We start from the raw sequence: 16278 nt of genomic DNA on the forward strand, positions 1-16278 counted from the left end.
CATGCGGGCAGGCCCGGCATGGGGTTGAACAAAGCGCTAGGGCTTAGGCTTGCAGCATGGTCACGCCTGGCAGATTGCAGGCGAAGATGGCATTGCGCAAGGCGGCAATGGCTTCGTAGCGGGTAAAGCTGCGGCGCCACACCAGCACCACACGGCGCTTGGGGGCTTCGTCGTTGACCTCATCGGTCAGCGGGATGTAGCGGATATGGGTTTCGTCCGACTTGCGGCGGCGCACCCCTTTTTCCAGCGCATCCTTGGGCACGGACAGGCGTGGCACCAAGGTCACGCCCATGCCGGCAGCCACCATGTGCTTGATGGTCTCGAGCGACGAGCCTTCAAACGTGCGGCGGATACCTTCGGTGTTGCTGGAGTAACGGGCGAACTCGGGGCAGACTTCGAGCACATGGTCACGGAAGCAGTGGCCTGCGCCCAGCAGCAGCATGGTTTCGTTCTTCAGCTCGCTGGCCGAGATGCTGTCGCGGGTAGCCAGCGGGTGCACGCTGGGCACGGCGGCAAAGAAAGGCTCGTCGTACAGCGGGGCCATGGCCAGACCCGTGTCGGGGAAGGGCTCAGCGACGATGGCGCAGTCGATCTCACCGGTGCGCAGCATCTCCAGCAGCTTGGCGGTCATGTTCTCGTTGATCATCAGCGGCATCTGCGGCGTGCGCTCGATGGACTGGCGCACCAGCTCAGGCAGCAGATAGGGCCCGATGGTATAGATCACACCCAGGGTCAGCACACCAGCCAAGGGATCCTTGCCGCGCTTGGCAATTTCCTTGATCGCTGCGGCCTGGTCCAACACGATTTGCGCCTGGCGCACGATCTGGTCACCCAAGCTGGTCACCGACACTTCCGAGGCACTGCGTTCAAACAGCTTGACCTCGAGTTCTTCCTCCAGCTTTTTGATAGCGACAGACAAGGTAGGTTGCGACACGTAGCAGGCATCAGCGGCGCGGCCGAAATGCCTTTCACGGGCGACAGCAACAATATATTTGAGCTCTGTAAGTGTCATGTCAGTTTTAAGTGCGAATCGCGTATTGTGCATGGCCTGTACGTCACCTGGCTATAGCGCCAGGAACCAAAGTGCCACACTGTGTTTCATCAGAACCGCAAGCTATGAGTTGTACTCTATTCCGAAGCACCATGGGTGCCAAAGATCGACTACAAAAATAGCATTAATCTATTATCCGCCAAATGCAAGCACTTGCTCACCGGCCACCTAGGTAAATATGGATGCGTCCATTTACACAATGCCACACTACCCTGTGGTCCACCCCGTCGCTACCTCCCTGTTAAATAAGACATATTTTTACGCCTCTCGGCCCCAACAGCGCCTAAATCTAGTTACAAAATGCGTTTTATATCCTCTATTTGAACAACAGGTTCATCATTTTGTACAGCATCCATAGCACGAATCAATCGACATTTTCCAGGATTTCGTCGTCTTTTTGCAACTTTTAAATCTTGTTTGCAATGCTGCCACGCCAGCCAACGGGTAGCTATGTACGAGTTTTCAAGCCTTGAGGTATTCCGCCTTGCCGCCCAGCCAACGCAAAACATGGCTGGCGGCCAGTTCCGGCCAGTGGTCCAGCATCTGCGGTGCCAGCGCACGCGCCCACTCCAGCAGATGTTTGTCGGCTTCCAAATCGGCAAAGCGCAGCAAGGGCGCGCCGGACTGGCGGGCGCCCAGAAACTCGCCCGGCCCCCGGATTTCCAGATCACGCCGGGCAATCTCGAAACCATCCGAGGTTTCCGCCATCGCCCGCAAGCGCTCCTTGGCCGTCTCGCCCAGCTTGCCGTTGTCGCCCACCGCATACAGCAGCACGCAGGCGGATGCGGCCGCACCGCGCCCCACCCGGCCGCGCAGCTGGTGCAGCTGGCTCAGGCCAAAGCGCTCGGCATGCTCAATCACCATCAGGCTGGCATTGGGTACATCCACACCCACTTCGATCACCGTGGTGGACACCAACACGCCCATCAAGCCCTCGGTGAACAAGGCCATCACCGCTTTTTTCTCGGCCGTCGGCATGCGCGAATGCAGCAGGCCGACCATGACGCCGGGCAGCGCCTCGCTCAGATCGGTATGGGTGGCGGTAGCGTTGGACAAGTCCAGCGCCTCGCTCTCCTCAATCAAGGGGCAGACCCAGTAAACCTGGCGGCCCTGGGCAAGCTGGTCGGCGATGCGCGAGACCACTTCATCGCGCCGGCTGTCGCTGATCAGCTTGGTGACGACGGGCGTGCGGCCCGGGGGCAGCTCGTCGATGGTGGAGACATCCAGGTCGGCGTAATAGCTCATCGCCAAGGTGCGCGGGATGGGCGTGGCGCTCATCATCAGCATATGCGGCTCCATGCCGGTGGACAGCAGCTTTTGCCGCAGTGCCAGGCGCTGGGCCACGCCAAAGCGGTGCTGCTCATCGATGACGGCCAGCCCCAGCTTCTTGAACTGCACCTGGTCCTGAATGACGGCATGGGTGCCGACGACCAGCGCGGCCTCGCCGCTCTCGACCAGCGCCAGCATCTCCGTGCGCTGTTTCTTCTTTTGCGCACCGGCCAGCCAGGCCACCTTGAGGCCACGGGGCGCCAGCAGCGGCTCCAGCCAGCCCACCAACTTGGCAAAATGCTGCTCAGCCAGGATTTCGGTGGGTGCCATCAGCGCGCATTGCCAGCCCGCATCGATGGCAATCACCGCCGACAGTGCCGCCACAATGGTCTTGCCCGAGCCCACATCGCCTTGCAGCAAGCGGTGCATGGGAACGTGGCGCGCCAAGTCTCGCGCAATTTCCTCGCAGACCCGGCGCTGTGCCCCGGTCAGCGCAAAAGGCAGGGCTGCCAGAAACTGCTCATGCAGATTCAGACCCCCATCGGGCATGCGCTGCGCCACCAGGGCCGGTGCGCGCAGGCTGTCGCGCGCGCGCTTGGCCGTCAGCTGTGACAGCTGCTGGGCCAGCAGCTCCTCGGCTTTGAGGCGCTGCCAGGCCGGGTGGCTGTGGTCTTCCAAGGTCGCCATCGCCACATCGGGCGTGGGGTGGTGCAAAAACTGCAAGGCCTCGCGCAGCGTATAGGCCCGGCCCAGGCCGCCCTCGCCCTGGTAGCGGGCGTAGGGCAGGTCCACACCGGGCGGCAATGTCTCACCCAAGTCAGCGCGCTGCACGCCGCTGATCACCGCACGGCGCAAATAAGGCTGGGGCAGGCCTGCGGTGGTGGGGTAGACGGGGGTGAGCGACTGCGGCAGCTCGCCGCCGGCCAGGCGAAACGCCGGATGCAGCATTTGGCGCCCCCAAAAGCCGCCTTTGACCTCACCGCGTATGCGCAAGGTATTGCCCACCGACAAGGTCTTTTGGTGCGAGGGGTAAAAGCTGAAAAACCGCAGCTCACAGGGGTCGCCGTTGGCATCTTCCACCCGCACCACCAGCTGCCGGCGCGGCCGCAGTTGCACATCCGATGACACGACCGTGGCCTCGATCTGCGCCGTCTCGCCATCGCGGGCATTGCGCAGCGCAATGATGCGGGTCTCATCCTCGTAGCGCAGCGGCAGGTGCAGGGCCAGGTCGATGTCGCGCGTCAGCCCCAGTTTGACCAGCGCTTGCTGGGCGGGGTTCTTGGCCGCTGCCTTGGCGGGACTGGCCGCAGGCGCCGTGGCAGCTGCTGGCCCGGCTACTTTGCGCGGCCGGCCAGGCTTGCGCCCCTTGGGGGGCGCGGCGTCATCAGCGGAAGAAGCAGGCGTGGCAGCGGACATGGAAGCAGTTTCAGCAATGCAGCATTCTGGCACGCTTTACCGCGTGACTGGTTAAAAAGACAGTACCTGTACAGGCCACCACCCTGTCAGCGCCGTACGCGCCGGCGGCGCAGGTAACGCTCCCAGAGCTCAAACACCAGCTCCGACAGCAGGGCCAGCACCGCTGCGGGCAAGGCCCCGGCCAGCATCAGCGCGCTGTCATTGAGCGCCAGGCCCGTCACAATGCGCTCGCCCAGGCCACCGGCACCAATAAAGGCCGCAATCGTGGCCGTGCCGATCCCAATCGCGCAGGCCGTGCGGATGCCGGCAATCACCGTGGGCATCGCAATGGGCAGCTCCACCCAGCGCATGCGCTGCGGCCGCGTCATGCCCAGGGCCGATCCCGCACTGCGCAAGCCCGGCGATACCTCGGCCAGACCCGCACAGGTATTGCTCAGAATCGGCAAGATGGAATAAGCCGTCAGCGCCACCAGGGCGGGCAGCCGCCCGATCACGCCGAACCAGGCAATCAGCACCGCCAGCAAGGCCAGCGATGGAATGGTCTGCAGCACCCCCGCCGCGCCCAGCGCCAGCGCCCGTGAACGTGGATGGGGGAAGAGCAGGATGCCGGCAGGCAGCGCGATCAGGGCCGCCACGCCCACCGACACCAGCACCAGGCCCAGGTGCTGCGCCGTCAGCCGCCACAGATCAGGCGCCACCAGACGTGACCACAGCCGTGCGGCAAAACGGGTCTGGTCAGCGGCTTGCGGGCCTGCAGCCGTCCCGCTGGCAGCCTGGGGTGTTTGGCCTGCCAGAAACTGCTGGGCAATCTCGGCAAAGCCCTGGCCTTGCAGCTCGGCCTGCGCATTCATGCCAATCATCGCCGCTTCGCTGATCCGCCCTTGCAGCTTTTGCAGGGCCGCCCAGGCAGCGGGCTTTTGCGTGGGCAGGTCCTGGCGGTAGAGCAGCAGCGCGTCATAGCGCGGGAAGTAAGCCTGGTCGTCTTCCAGCACCAGCAGGCCGAGATGGTCGATCTTGGCATCGGTGGTGTAGATGTCCATCACATCGATGTGCTTTTGCGTGATGGCTTCATAGGCCAAGCCATGGTCCAGCCCCTGCGGCCTGGCCTGCAAGGCGTAGCGCTTCGCCAGGCCGGGCCAGCCATCACCCCGGCCAATGAATTCGTTGGACAGGCCAAAGCGCAATGTGGGGTGGCGCGCCAGGTCGCTCAAGCTGCGGATGCCCAGCTCCTGGGCCTGCGCGCGGCGCATGGCCAGCGCATAGCCATCGTTAAAACCCAGCGGCACGCCCACCGCCAGGCCCTGCGGTGCCAGCGCCTGGTTCAGCGCGGCCACATCGCTGCCTTGGGCATGCTTGGCAATTTCCAGCGCAATGGTGCCGCTGTATTCGGCATAGACATCGATCTGGCCGGAGCGCAGCGCCTCGTAGACGATGGCGGTATTGCCCAGGCCCTGGCGCAGCTGCGTCTTCACGCCGGCGGCCTGGGCCTGCTGGGCCATGATCTCGGCCAGCACATAGGATTCGGTAAAGCGCTTGGAGCCCACGCGCAAGGTTTCTTCCTGCGCCGCCCCGGCAGCGGGCGCCACCAGAACGCCCAGAACCCAGACCAGCCATACGCTCAAGCAATTGCGAAGTCGTTGCATCGGGCCACTATAGCAACCTCACTGTCCAAGCAAGTAGGAGACCGCCACCATCGGGCCCAAGCCCGCGTGGCCTGCTGCGCCTCTGCCGCAGTGGCACAATCGCCCCCTTGTTTTGATCCCTGTGAGCTGCAGGTGTGTTCCGCCTGCATGAGCCAAGAATGACTGCCTTCTCCGGTGCCCGCCGCACTTTTCAACTGAGCGATTTCGATTTCGAACTGCCCGAAGCCCTGATTGCCCAACACCCGGCTGCCGAGCGCAGTGGCTCCCGCTTGCTGGATGCGCGTGAATCCACCCTGGTGGACCGCCGCTTCCACGAGCTGCCCGATCTGCTGCAAGCCGGCGACCTGCTCGTCTTCAACGACACCCAGGTGATCAAGGCGCGCATCTTTGGCGAAAAGTCCAGCGGCGGCAAGATCGAGCTGCTGATCGAGCGCGTGCTGCAGGACAACGAAGTCGTCGCGCACATGAAGGTCAGCAAGAAGCCGGCCGTGGGCGGCGTGCTGCACATGATGGGCGGCAAGAAGGCCGGTGGTTTTGACGCCACCTTGCTGGGTCGCTGGCCCAACGAGATGGGCGCGCTGTTCCGCCTGCGCCTGAGCGGCCCCAACGGCGAATCACCCTGGGAGCTGATGCAGCAGCACGGCCACATCCCCCTGCCCCCTTATATAGAGCGCGAGCAGCAGTCCGGCCAGGACCCCAACCAGGCCGAGGACGAGCAACGCTACCAGACCGTGTTTGCCAAGAACCCGGGCGCCGTAGCGGCCCCGACCGCTGCCTTGCACTTTGACGACAAGGTGCTGGCGGCCCTGGAGGCCAAGGGCGTGGAGCGCGCCAGCGTGACCTTGCATGTGGGCGCGGGCACCTTCCAGCCGGTCAAGACCGAGAACCTCAAAGACCACCAGATGCACAGCGAGTGGTACAACATCCCGCTGCCCACCCTGGCAGCGCTGGAGCGTTGCCGCCTGCGCGGTGGCCGCGTGGTGGCCGTGGGTACCACCACCGTGCGTACGCTCGAATCCTGGGCCCGCACCGGCCAGCTCTCGGACGACACCACGATCTTTATCACGCCGGGCTTTCCGTACCGCGTGGTGGACATGCTGGTCACCAACTTCCACCTGCCCAAGAGCAGCCTGATGATGCTGGTCAGCGCCTTTGCCGGTTACGAGCACATCATGGGCCTGTACCAACACGCGATTGCGCAGCAGTACCGCTTCTTCAGCTATGGCGACTCGATGCTGCTGCAGCGCAAGACAGAGCCCGCCGCTGCCGATACCAGCACCGAGCAGTCGCCTTCGGCTTGCTAAAGGCTAGGCCGGCTCAGGCCCTGCCCCTGCCGGCCTCGGGCCCCGGCCGCCCCTGCGCGGCCGATCCCTGCAAGATATAGAGCTGAAAATCGCCGATCTGCACGACATCGCCAGCGTACAGAATCTTGCGCTTGATCGGCACGCCATTGACCAGCGTGCCATTCGTGCTGCCGTGGTCTTCTAAAGTCAGCACGCCTGCACGCTCGCGCAAGAAAAAGGCGCCATGGCTGCGGCTCACGCTGGGGTCGTCCAGCACCAAGCGGCTGGCCGGGTCACGGCCAAAGGTCGAAAAGCCCTCTTCCAAAGCCCAGGTCTGCAGGCTCAGTCGCTTTTTATCCTTGACCAGAATATCTTTCGCCATGGCGGTGGCTCCTAGGGTTGCCTGTGCGGTGGGGCTTGCGCCCGCCGCCCATCTACCAAACAAAGGCGAAATCAGAAATAGTCACAGAAGCGCCTGCCGCCTATCTCATGCACCTGCACGGGGATTTCATACAGGTCGCTCAGCACCTCATCGCGCACCACCACTTCGGGCGGCCCTTCGCAGTACAGCGCACCGGCCTTCATCGCGATGATGTGGTCGGCATAGCTGGCGGCAAAGTTGATGTCGTGCAGCACCACCACCACGGTCTTGCCGGCCTCTTGCACTGCCTGGCGCAGCAGCTTCATCATGCCCACGGCATGGGCCATGTCCAGGTTGTTGAGCGGCTCATCAAACAAGATATAGCGCGTGTTCTGGCACAGCACCATGGCGATATAGGCGCGCTGGCGCTGGCCACCCGATAGCTCATCGAGAAAGCGCTCGCCCAGCGGTTGCAGCTTGAGGTAGCTCAGCGCGGCATCGACCTGCACCCGGTCCTCCTCCGTCAGCCGGCCCTTGGAATGCGGAAAGCGGCCAAAGGCCACCAGGTCGCGCACCGTCAGGCGCAGCGCACTTTGGTTGTCCTGGCGCAAGATGGCCATCACGCGGGCCAGCGCATCGCTGGCGGTGGTGGTGATGTCCTGGCCCTCGATGCGCACCGTGCCCGAGGTCATGGGCATCAGCCGGCTGATCAAGGACAGCGCTGTGGATTTGCCCGCGCCATTGGGCCCGATGATGGCCGTCAGCTGGCCCTGGGGAATGCGCAAACTCACATCGTGCAGCACCGTCGTGGTGCCATGGGTTTTGCGCAGTTTTTCGGTTTCAATCATGGCATGTCACCGCGCTCAGCCCTTGGCCTTGCGCACTAAGAGATAGATGAAGGTCAGTCCGCCCAGAAACTCCACCACGATGGACAGCGAGGTGTTGAAGCCAAACAGCCGCTCCAGCACCATCTGCCCGCCCACCAACAGCAGGCCGCCCAGCAGCACCGAGCCGGCCAGGGTGTAGCGGTGCTGGTGGCTGTGCATCAGCTGGTAGGCCATATTGCTCACCAGCAGCCCAAAAAAGGTCACCGGCCCGACCAGCGCGGTCGACACCGACACCAGAATCGCCACCACCACCAGCACGCCCATCACCGCGCGCTGGTAGTTGACCCCCAGGTTCACGGCCACATCGCGCCCCAGCGCCAGCACATCGAGCATATGGCGCTGGCGCCAGACCCAGAGGCCTACCAAAGCGATCACCGGCAGGGACAGCAGCAGCAAGGGCAGCGAGACGGTGTTGAAGTTCGCAAACAAGCGGTCTTGCAGCACGGTGAACTCATTGGGGTCCATCACGCGCCAGACAAAGTTGTTGAGGCTGCGAAAAAAGATGCCCGCCACAATGCCCACCAGCAGCAGCAGATGCAGGTTGCTGGCCTGGCCCCGGAACAGCCAGACAAACAGGCTGGTGGACAGCAGCACCATCAGCCCCACATTCATGCCAAAGCGCGACAACTCGGGAATCTGCATCGCCGCCGCGCCCAAGCTAAAGGCCAGCACCGACTGGATCAGTTGGAACAGCGCGTCAAAGCCCATCACCGCAGGGGTGAGGATGCGGTTGTTGGTCACCGTCTGGAACAGCACCGTGGAGACGCCGATGGCAAAGGCCACCGTCCACATGGTTGCCAGCTTTTTGCCCCGCAGCGGCAGCACAAAGCTCCATTCGGCCTGCACCTGGCTGGTCATAAAGTAGAGGCTGGCCAGCAGCGCCAGGGCCACGAGCAGCCACAGCCGGCGCGCAGGCGTTCCCAGCCAAGACGCGGGTACGGGCTCTGCCACGGCAGGCGCAGGAGACATCGTGTTCATCTCAGCCTCCCATGCGCTTGCGGCGCGACAGCAGCAGGGCCAGGAACATGGCACTGCCCAGCACACCCATCACCGTGCCAATCGGCACCTCATAGGGCGCAATCACCAGGCGGCCGATCAGGTCGCAGCACAAGGCCATCAAGGCCCCTGCCCAGGCGACCCAGAGCACAGACTTGCGCACGTTGTCCCCCACCACCAGGCGCACCAGATTGGGAACGATCAGGCCAACAAAGGGAATGATGCCCACCGTCACGATCACCGAAGCGGTGACAACGGCCACCACCACCACGCCCTGGGCCACCAGGCGCTTGTAGTTCAGGCCCAGGTTGGTGGCAAATTCCTGCCCCATGCCGGCGACGGTAAAGCGATCGGCGGCCAGCATGGCCAGCACCGTGATGCCCAGCGACAGCCAGAGCATTTCATAGCGGCCTTGCACGATGGCCGAGAAATCGGCCGTCATCCAGGAGCGCGCCGCCTGCATCAGGTCAAAACGGTAGGCGATAAAGGTGGTGGCCGATTCGATCACGCCCGACAGCACCAGGCCGACCAGGGGCACGATCAGCGCCGAGCGCAGCCGTATGCGGGTGAGCACGGCCAAAAACAAGGCCGTGCCCGCCAGTGCAAACACTGCCGCCAGGCCCATCTTGGCAAAAACCGGCATATCGGGCCACCACAGAATGCCGATCAGCATGCCCATGCCCGCCGATTCGGCCGTGCCCATGGTCGTGGGCTCCACATAGTGGTTGCGCGCCAGCATCTGCATCAGCAGGCCGGCCACCGCCATGGCGCTGCCCGCCAGCAGCAGCGCCAAGGTGCGCGGTACGCGGCTGGCCACCAGCACCTGGGTGGCCATGTCATCGTCGTTGTGGGAGAACAGGCGCAGCAAGGTGCTGACCGACACATCGCTCACCCCCACCAGCAGGCTGATAAAAGCCAGCAGCGCCAGCAAGGCAATGGCCGGCAGCGCAAAAGCCAGCGGCCGCAGCGCAAGGCCGCGCCCGCCGCCTGGCGCTTTTTCGATCGTGGACATCATGCTGTGGCTCGCAACAGGGGCTGGCTCAGCACGCCAATCAGGCCTTGGAGAAAGCGTTGATCAGCTGCGTCACATCGTCATGCAGCGAGCCGGGGCTGGCATTGCCCAGCAGGTACCAGTTGGCCGAGTTCAGATACACGATCTGCTTTTTCTTGGCCGCCTTGGTGGCATTGACCAGCGGGTTGTCCAGCAGCTTGGCGGCCGATGCGCCTTCGCGGCCAATGGCGGCATCGCGGTCCAGCACAAACAGCCAGTCCGGGTTGGTCTTGAGGATGAACTCGAAGGAGATCGCCTGGCCGTGGCCGGCCACCTTGATGTCCTTGTTGGCGGCGGGAATGCCGTACACATCGTGCAGCATGCCAAAACGCGAGCCCGGGCCATAGGCGCTCAACTTGCCGCCATTGGTCATCACCATCAGGCCGGTGCCCTTGTTGGCCGTCAGGCCCTTGAGCTTGTCGATATCGGCCTGCATCGCAGCCATCAGCGTTTGGGCCTGGGCCTGGTTGCCCACCATCTCGCCCAGAATCTTCAAATGCTTAAAGGCGCTGGCCACCGGCTGGGTGTTGTCCACCGTCAGGTCCAGGGTCGGTGCAATCTTGGACAGCTCGGCCACCTTGGCGGCCGAGCGGCCACCGGCGACGATCACATCGGGCTTGAGGCCCTTGACCACCTCGTAGTTGGGCTCGAACAGGCTGCCGATGCGGACATAGTCCTTGCTGGCGTACTGCTCCAGCACCGGCGGGAACTTCACCACCTCGGGCACGCCCTTGACCTCGGCGCCCAGCGCGCGCAGGCAGTCGAGCGCGGCCAGGTCAAACACCAGAATGGTCTTGGGCTTGACCGGCACCTGCACCGTGCCGCCCGCTTGCTGCACCGCCAAGGTCTGCTGCGCCGATGCGGCGCCTGCCGCCCAGGGCAGGGTCACCAAAGCACCCAGCTGCAGCAGCGACTGGCGGCGGTTGACGGTGGAGGTAGCAAAGCGCGACATGGAACATCCTTGGGTCAGAATGCCGGCAGCCCCTGCATGCGCCTGGCCCAAGAGCGTATGGCTACGTTCATCTTGCGCCCGCAGCCTTGGCCCCAGCGGTTGGTGGAATGGAAACATCGCTTGGCGGATGCCCAGCCTGCAGCGCCCGGAGGCTTTACATTACTTGACACACTTGCGAATCGTTCTCATTTGAATGGTAACACGCTGTTATGTCCCCCTCGGTTGTCGGCGGGTACAAACCCTGAGCAGGCGCAAACCATCGCAGCACTGTCGCTGAACGGACAGTGCCGGGCCAGAACTGCAGCTACCACGCCACGCAAGGCGCCCCAGCGGTGGGCAGCTTTCTACAATGGAGCCACACCCCGCCAGCCCATCGACTCCGCAGGAGACCGGCCGCCGCATGGTGCCCTTGCCCGCGTGACTTCCCCGACAGCACCCTCCCAAGCCTCCGCGCTGCCTGCCAGAGGCCTGACCTCCCCTCCCGCTTTTGCAGCGGACAGCGCTGCCAGCGTGCCCGAAACCACTGGCACCAGCACACCCCCACCCCGCCGCCCCGGCCAAGGCTCGGCCCTCACCGGCATCGTGCTGACAGTGCTGGCCTGTGCCTGCTTTTGCCTGCTCGATACCGGCTCCAAATACGCCGGCGCGCTGCTGCCGTTGTTGATGGCGCTGTGGCTGCGCTACATGCTGCAATCGGTGTTCACCGTAGGCTGGGGCGTGTACCAGTACGGCAGTGCGGTGTTCCACACCCGCCACCCGCGCTTTCAGGTGGCGCGTGCCGCCCTTTTTTGCAGCAGCAATGCCTGCGCGATGATGAGCCTGCGCTACCTGCCACTGGCCGAGTTCACGGCGGTGGTGGCGATGACGCCGCTGGCCATGACCCTGGTGGCCGCCCTCTGGCTCAAGCAACCCGTCAGCCCCCTGCGCTGGGTGCTGGTGGCCATGGGCTTTTTGGGCACCGTGGTCATCATCCGTCCGGGCAGTGCCAATTTCAGCGGCGGCGCGCTCATCTGGCCACTGCTGCAGCTGGCAGCCAACACGGCCTACCAGATCGTCAGCAGCCAGATGGCGGGCAGAGAGCGGCCCGTCACCACCCAGATCTACACCAGCCTGCTGGCCCTGGTGCTGACCACCGCCAGCCTGCCCTGGTTCTGGCAGCTGCCCAGCAGCGCCGCGCTGTGGCTGGCGGCGCTGGCCATGGGCGTGGGCAGCACCATTGGCCACCTGATGCTGCTCAAGGCCTATGAGCATGCCAAACCGGCCACCATATCGCCGTTTCTCTACAGCCAGATCCCCTTTGCCGTGTTCGCCGGCTGGCTGCTCTACGGCCATATCCCCGACCACTGGGCGGTGCTGGGCATGGTGGCCATTGCGCTGGGCGGTGCGCTCAGCGCCTGGCTGTCGGTGCGCGAATCGCGCTGATCCCGACGCCTGAAGGCTGCCTGCATAGCCTGCATCGATAAAAAAAGCGCCACCGAAACCAGTCCGGTGGCGCCCTGGGTGTGTTTGCTTTATCGGTGCGTCAGTAGGCGACCGCCTGGCCATCCTTGCGCGGATCGGAGCCAGCCACATAGTGCCCGCCCTCGCGCAGAATCAGCTGCGCACCGCCAAAGGCAAACACGCCATGGCCTTCTTCGATGCTCACTTCATGGCCCAGCGCACGCAGTGCGGCAATCACCTGCGGATCAAAGCCCAGTTCGACGGAGACCTGGTTGCCACCGGTCACGCGCCAGCGCGGCGCGTCTGCGGCGGCCTGCGGGTTTTGGCCATAGCGCAGCACGCGCACGGCCATCTGCACATGGCCCTGGCTTTGCATCGGGCCGCCCATCACGCCAAAGGCCATCTGCGGCGTGCCATCGGCATGCATCGCAAAGGCGGGGATGATGGTGTGCGAGGGGCGCTTGCCCGGTGCCACCTGGTTGGCATGGCCCGCCTCGGTGGTGAAGCCAGCCCCCCGGTTTTGCAGGCTGATGCCGGTGCCCGGCACCACCACGCCTGAGCCAAAACCCATGTAGTTGGACTGGATGAAGGACACCATCATGCCGCTCTCATCGCAGGCCGTCAGGTAGACCGTGCCACCCGGCTTGGGCGCGCCATAGCTGGCAACGCTGGCCTTGCTGCGGTCAATCAGCTTGGCGCGTTCGGCCAGGTAGGCGGGGTTCAGCAGATCCTGCTGGGGCTTGACGCGCATATGGTCGATATCGGCGTTGTACTGGGCCAGGTCGGCCAGCGCCAGCTTCATCGCCTCGATCTGCAGGTGCACGGTCTCGGTGCTGTCCAGCGGCTGGTCGCCAATACCGATGGCATCGAGCAGGCCCAGCGCGATCAGCGCGGCAATGCCCTGGCCATTGGGCGGAATCTCATGCACCACCGAGTCGCCAAAGGGCTGGGCCACCGTACCCACCCAGTCGCAGCGGTGGGCGGCCAGGTCCTCGACCGTCATCACGCCGCCGTTGGCCTGGCTGTGCGCTGCCATTTTTTGCGCCAGCGCGCCCCGGTAATACGATTCACCCAGGGTCTCGGCAATCTCTTCCAGGGTGCAGGCATGCGCCTCGCTTGTGAACCAGCTGCCCGCCTGCGGTGCCTGGCCGTCCGGCGCAAAGCATTCCTTGAAGCCGGGCTGGTCGCCCAGCTTGGCGAGGCCCAGCGCCCAGAGCTTGGCAATCGTCGGCGACACCGCAAAACCGTGGCGCGCATAGTCGATTGCCGGTTGCGCCACCTGCGCAAAGGGCAGCTTGCCAAAGCGCTTGGACAACTCCACCCAGCCGGAGACCACGCCGGGCACGGTGACCGCATTCCAGCCCTTTTCGGGGATGCCGCCCAGCTTCTCAAAGTATTCCGGCGTCCAGCCTGCAGGTGCACGGCCCGAGGCGTTCAAGCCATGGAGCTCCTGCCCGTCCCAGACAATCGCGAAAGCATCACTGCCAATGCCGCAACCCGTGGGCTCCACCACTGTCAAGGTCATCGCGGCGGCCAGTGCCGCATCCACCGCATTGCCGCCCGCTTGCAGCATGCGCAGGCCTGCCTGCGCGGCCAGCGGTTGCGAGGTGCTCACCACATTGCGGCCCAGGATGGGCGAGCGCTGCGAGGCATAGGGCTGGGCCCAGTCTTTCACGGTGGTCATGTCTTGTCTTTCTGAATGCAATCGGGGTGTCAGGGATGGCGGTGCGGAACTTAGTCCAAGGTGATGTGGTTGTCTTTGATGACCTTGGCCCAGCGTGCGCTGTCGGCCTTCACCAGATCAGCAAACTGCGCTGGCGTGCCGGGCTTGGCCACTTCAGCGCCCAGCTTGGCCAGGCTGGCGATGACGTCTGGGTTTTGCATGGCCTTGTTGAAGGCGGCATTGACCTTGGCGGTCAGCTCCGGCTTCAAGCCCGCGGGTGCATACACACCAAACCAGGTCACCGACGCGTAGCCGGGCAGACCCGATTCGGCCACCGTGGGCAGCTGGGGCGCGAGCTGGGTGCGCTCGGCGCTGGTGACGGCCAGCGCACGCAGGCGGCCGCTGGCCACATGGGGCATGCCGGTGGGGATGGAGTCAAACAGCATATGCACCTGGCCGGTGGCCAGATCGCTGATGGACTGGGCCGTGCCCTTGTAGGGCACATGGGTCAAGGTGATGCCGGCCTGGGCTGCAAAGGCCGCCGTGTTCAGGTGCACGATGGTGCCATTGCCGCTGGTGGCGTAGTTCAGCTTGCCGGGGTTGGCCTTGGCATAGCTGATCAGCTCCTGCACGGTCTTGACGGGCAGCGAGTTGGTGACCAGCAGCACGCTGGCGGCATCGGCCACATGGGCAATCGGCGTGAAGTCCTTGTCCGCGCGGTAGGCCAGCTTGGGCATCAGGTGCGGCGAGATCGCATGGGTGCTGCTGGTGGTGAACAGCAGGGTGTAGCCATCGGCGCTGGCCTTGGCCGCCTCGGCCGTGCCAATGGTGCCGCCCGCGCCGGGGCGGTTGTCAATCACCAGCGCCTGGCCCAGCTCCTGCGACACCTTTTGCGCCACCACGCGGGCGACCAGATCGGTGGCACCACTGGGCGGAAACGGCACGATGACGCGGATCGCGCGATCAGGCCATGAGCTGCTTTGCGCAGCGGCAAACTGGGGCAGCATGGCCAGGGCCACGCCAGCGGCCAGGCCGGCGAGCAGCGGCCGGCGGGCAGGCAGGCAAGAAAGAAGAGAAGCGTTAGTTGGCATGGTGGTGAGCGAGTTGCAAAACATCTGCGAAGCACTCTGCGCTTGTGGCGCGGGCCAGAACAACCGGTTCTTATGCGCCCACAGCGGGTATGCCATGCGCGCGGGGGCAAAGGCGCCTGCGTGAAGCTTTGCATATTAAAAGCCTGTGACAGCAGGCACCACCACCGATTTGGCAAGGTAGCTTTGCCGATCCGGCAATGGGTTTATGCTTGGCCTATCCATTTCAGCAATACTTCCATGCCCAACCGCCAGCCCGCGCATCTGCAGGACACCGCCCTGCGCTACTTCCATGAGGTGGTGCAGTGCGGCTCGGTCAGCGCTGCATCCTTGCGCCTGCATGTGGCCAGCTCGGCCGTCAGCCGCCAGATCAGCGGGCTGGAGGCCCAGCTGGGCACGGCGCTGTTTGAGCGCCATGCGCGGGGCATGCAGCCCACAGCAGCCGGGCAGATTCTGGCCGAGCTGGCGCGCCGCATCAGCCTGGATGCCGAGCAGGCGATCGATGCCATCCATGCGCTCGACAGCCTGCGCGCCGGCCTGGTGCGTATCGCCACCTCGGATGCCTTTGCCAATGAACTGCTGCCCCAGGCCTGCGTGGCCTTTGCGCGCCTGCACCCGGGCCTGCGGTTTGAGGTGAGCATGGTGCCGACCTTGCAGGTCTCCGCCAAGCTGCTGGCCGGTGAGGCCGATATTGGCCTGCGTTTCAGCATCTCGCCGCTCAAGAACATTGCCGTGGTGCACCGCCAAAGCGCGCCGGTGCTGGCGGTGCTGCCGCCCGGCCATGTGCTGGCCGGCCAGGCATCGCTCACCTTGGCCGATTTGGCCCGCCACCCGCTGGCCTTGCCACCGGCCGAGACGGCGATCCGCCAGATGATCGACCTGGCCTGCAGCCGCCAGGGCCTGCAGCTGGATCCGGTGCTGACCACCAACCACGCCAAGACCTTGCTCAATTTTGCGCTGCACGGCGGCGGGGTCACCGTCTCCAGCGAAGTGGGGGTGCGCCATATGCTGGCAGCGGGCAGCCTGGTCGCCCGCCCTTTGAGCGATGCCGGGCTGGACCTGCGTGACATCGAGGTGCAAACCCTGGCGGGACGGCAGCTGCCCGCCGCTGCCCAGGCCTTTTTGGGGCTGCTGGTGCAGCAGCTGCAGGCGGTGCCAAGCCCGCGCTAAAAAGCGCT

At 64.5% G+C, this 16278-nt stretch carries 13 protein-coding genes; 3 read left to right on the forward strand and 10 right to left on the reverse strand.

Annotated features, from left to right (window positions below; genetic code table 11):
- Positions 1 to 43: 43 nt before the first annotated feature.
- The 3 genes from M2375_RS15025 to M2375_RS15035 all read right to left on the reverse strand — a co-directional run bounded on the left by M2375_RS15025 (position 44) and on the right by M2375_RS15035 (position 5379).
- Complete coding sequence (locus M2375_RS15025) at positions 44 to 1012, reverse strand: LysR substrate-binding domain-containing protein (RefSeq protein WP_182325707.1); 969 nt, start codon at positions 1010 to 1012, stop codon at positions 44 to 46.
- A 501-nt stretch (positions 1013 to 1513) separates the two neighbouring features.
- Positions 1514 to 3736, reverse strand: coding sequence for an ATP-dependent DNA helicase RecG (gene recG / locus M2375_RS15030; protein ID WP_259168613.1), 2223 nt, complete (start codon positions 3734 to 3736; stop codon positions 1514 to 1516).
- A gap of 86 nt (positions 3737 to 3822) precedes the next feature.
- Complete coding sequence (locus M2375_RS15035; protein WP_259168615.1) at positions 3823 to 5379, reverse strand: glycine betaine ABC transporter substrate-binding protein; 1557 nt, start codon at positions 5377 to 5379, stop codon at positions 3823 to 3825.
- 158 nt (positions 5380 to 5537) lie between these two features.
- Here M2375_RS15035 and queA point away from each other — a divergent pair, with 158 nt between their 5' ends.
- Complete coding sequence (queA, locus tag M2375_RS15040) at positions 5538 to 6683, forward strand: tRNA preQ1(34) S-adenosylmethionine ribosyltransferase-isomerase QueA (RefSeq protein ID WP_259168617.1); 1146 nt, start codon at positions 5538 to 5540, stop codon at positions 6681 to 6683.
- A 13-nt stretch (positions 6684 to 6696) separates the two neighbouring features.
- Here the strand turns inward: queA and M2375_RS15045 are convergent, their stop codons facing one another.
- From M2375_RS15045 to M2375_RS15065, 5 genes are all read right to left on the reverse strand, one after another.
- Positions 6697 to 7044 carry an FHA domain-containing protein gene (locus M2375_RS15045; protein ID WP_259168620.1) on the reverse strand — a complete coding sequence of 116 codons (348 nt, stop codon included), beginning with the start codon at positions 7042 to 7044 and terminating at the stop codon, positions 6697 to 6699.
- A gap of 71 nt (positions 7045 to 7115) precedes the next feature.
- On the reverse strand, positions 7116 to 7871 hold the full coding sequence (locus M2375_RS15050; protein ID WP_259168622.1) for an ABC transporter ATP-binding protein: 756 nt from the start codon (positions 7869 to 7871) through the stop codon (positions 7116 to 7118).
- 15 nt (positions 7872 to 7886) lie between these two features.
- Positions 7887 to 8879 (reverse strand): iron chelate uptake ABC transporter family permease subunit, encoded by a 993-nt coding sequence (locus tag M2375_RS15055; RefSeq protein WP_259168756.1) that lies wholly within the window; start codon positions 8877 to 8879, stop codon positions 7887 to 7889.
- Between the two features lie 10 nt (positions 8880 to 8889).
- Positions 8890 to 9921, reverse strand: coding sequence for an ABC transporter permease (locus M2375_RS15060; protein WP_259168625.1), 1032 nt, complete (start codon positions 9919 to 9921; stop codon positions 8890 to 8892).
- A gap of 37 nt (positions 9922 to 9958) precedes the next feature.
- Complete coding sequence (locus M2375_RS15065) at positions 9959 to 10909, reverse strand: siderophore ABC transporter substrate-binding protein (protein WP_259168627.1); 951 nt, start codon at positions 10907 to 10909, stop codon at positions 9959 to 9961.
- Between the two features lie 510 nt (positions 10910 to 11419).
- On the opposite strand from M2375_RS15065, the gene M2375_RS15070 reads away from it, so the two are divergent.
- On the forward strand, positions 11420 to 12331 hold the full coding sequence (locus tag M2375_RS15070; RefSeq protein ID WP_259168632.1) for a DMT family transporter: 912 nt from the start codon (positions 11420 to 11422) through the stop codon (positions 12329 to 12331).
- Positions 12332 to 12431: 100 nt separating this feature from the next.
- Here M2375_RS15070 and M2375_RS15075 read toward each other — a convergent pair whose 3' ends face one another.
- Together M2375_RS15075 and M2375_RS15080 are read right to left on the reverse strand one after the other, a co-directional pair.
- The gene (locus M2375_RS15075) at positions 12432 to 14033 is read right to left on the reverse strand and encodes a gamma-glutamyltransferase family protein (RefSeq protein WP_259168634.1); all 1602 of its coding nucleotides are present in this window, start codon (positions 14031 to 14033) and stop codon (positions 12432 to 12434) included.
- A 50-nt stretch (positions 14034 to 14083) separates the two neighbouring features.
- Positions 14084 to 15019 carry a tripartite tricarboxylate transporter substrate binding protein gene (locus M2375_RS15080; protein ID WP_259168757.1) on the reverse strand — a complete coding sequence of 312 codons (936 nt, stop codon included), beginning with the start codon at positions 15017 to 15019 and terminating at the stop codon, positions 14084 to 14086.
- A 321-nt stretch (positions 15020 to 15340) separates the two neighbouring features.
- On the opposite strand from M2375_RS15080, the gene M2375_RS15085 reads away from it, so the two are divergent.
- Complete coding sequence (locus M2375_RS15085; RefSeq protein WP_259168636.1) at positions 15341 to 16270, forward strand: LysR family transcriptional regulator; 930 nt, start codon at positions 15341 to 15343, stop codon at positions 16268 to 16270.
- The last annotated feature ends 8 nt before the right edge of the window (positions 16271 to 16278 follow it).

The organism is Comamonas sp. BIGb0152, assembly GCF_024809975.1.
GTDB lineage: Bacteria > Pseudomonadota > Gammaproteobacteria > Burkholderiales > Burkholderiaceae_C > Comamonas.

Coding starts and splice junctions, on each gene's coding strand:
- M2375_RS15035 (WP_259168615.1), bottom strand. CDS start 5,379: ATGCAACGACTTCGCAATTGCTTGAGCGTATGGCTGGTCTGGGTTCTG.
- recG (WP_259168613.1), bottom strand. CDS start 3,736: ATGTCCGCTGCCACGCCTGCTTCTTCCGCTGATGACGCCGCGCCCCCC.
- M2375_RS15045 (WP_259168620.1), bottom strand. CDS start 7,044: ATGGCGAAAGATATTCTGGTCAAGGATAAAAAGCGACTGAGCCTGCAG.
- M2375_RS15060 (WP_259168625.1), bottom strand. CDS start 9,921: ATGATGTCCACGATCGAAAAAGCGCCAGGCGGCGGGCGCGGCCTTGCG.
- M2375_RS15080 (WP_259168757.1), bottom strand. CDS start 15,019: ATGCTGCCCCAGTTTGCCGCTGCGCAAAGCAGCTCATGGCCTGATCGC.
- M2375_RS15055 (WP_259168756.1), bottom strand. CDS start 8,879: ATGTCTCCTGCGCCTGCCGTGGCAGAGCCCGTACCCGCGTCTTGGCTG.
- M2375_RS15075 (WP_259168634.1), bottom strand. CDS start 14,033: ATGACCACCGTGAAAGACTGGGCCCAGCCCTATGCCTCGCAGCGCTCG.
- M2375_RS15025 (WP_182325707.1), bottom strand. CDS start 1,012: ATGACACTTACAGAGCTCAAATATATTGTTGCTGTCGCCCGTGAAAGG.
- queA (WP_259168617.1), top strand. CDS start 5,538: ATGACTGCCTTCTCCGGTGCCCGCCGCACTTTTCAACTGAGCGATTTC.
- M2375_RS15085 (WP_259168636.1), top strand. CDS start 15,341: ATGCCCAACCGCCAGCCCGCGCATCTGCAGGACACCGCCCTGCGCTAC.
- M2375_RS15065 (WP_259168627.1), bottom strand. CDS start 10,909: ATGTCGCGCTTTGCTACCTCCACCGTCAACCGCCGCCAGTCGCTGCTG.
- M2375_RS15050 (WP_259168622.1), bottom strand. CDS start 7,871: ATGATTGAAACCGAAAAACTGCGCAAAACCCATGGCACCACGACGGTG.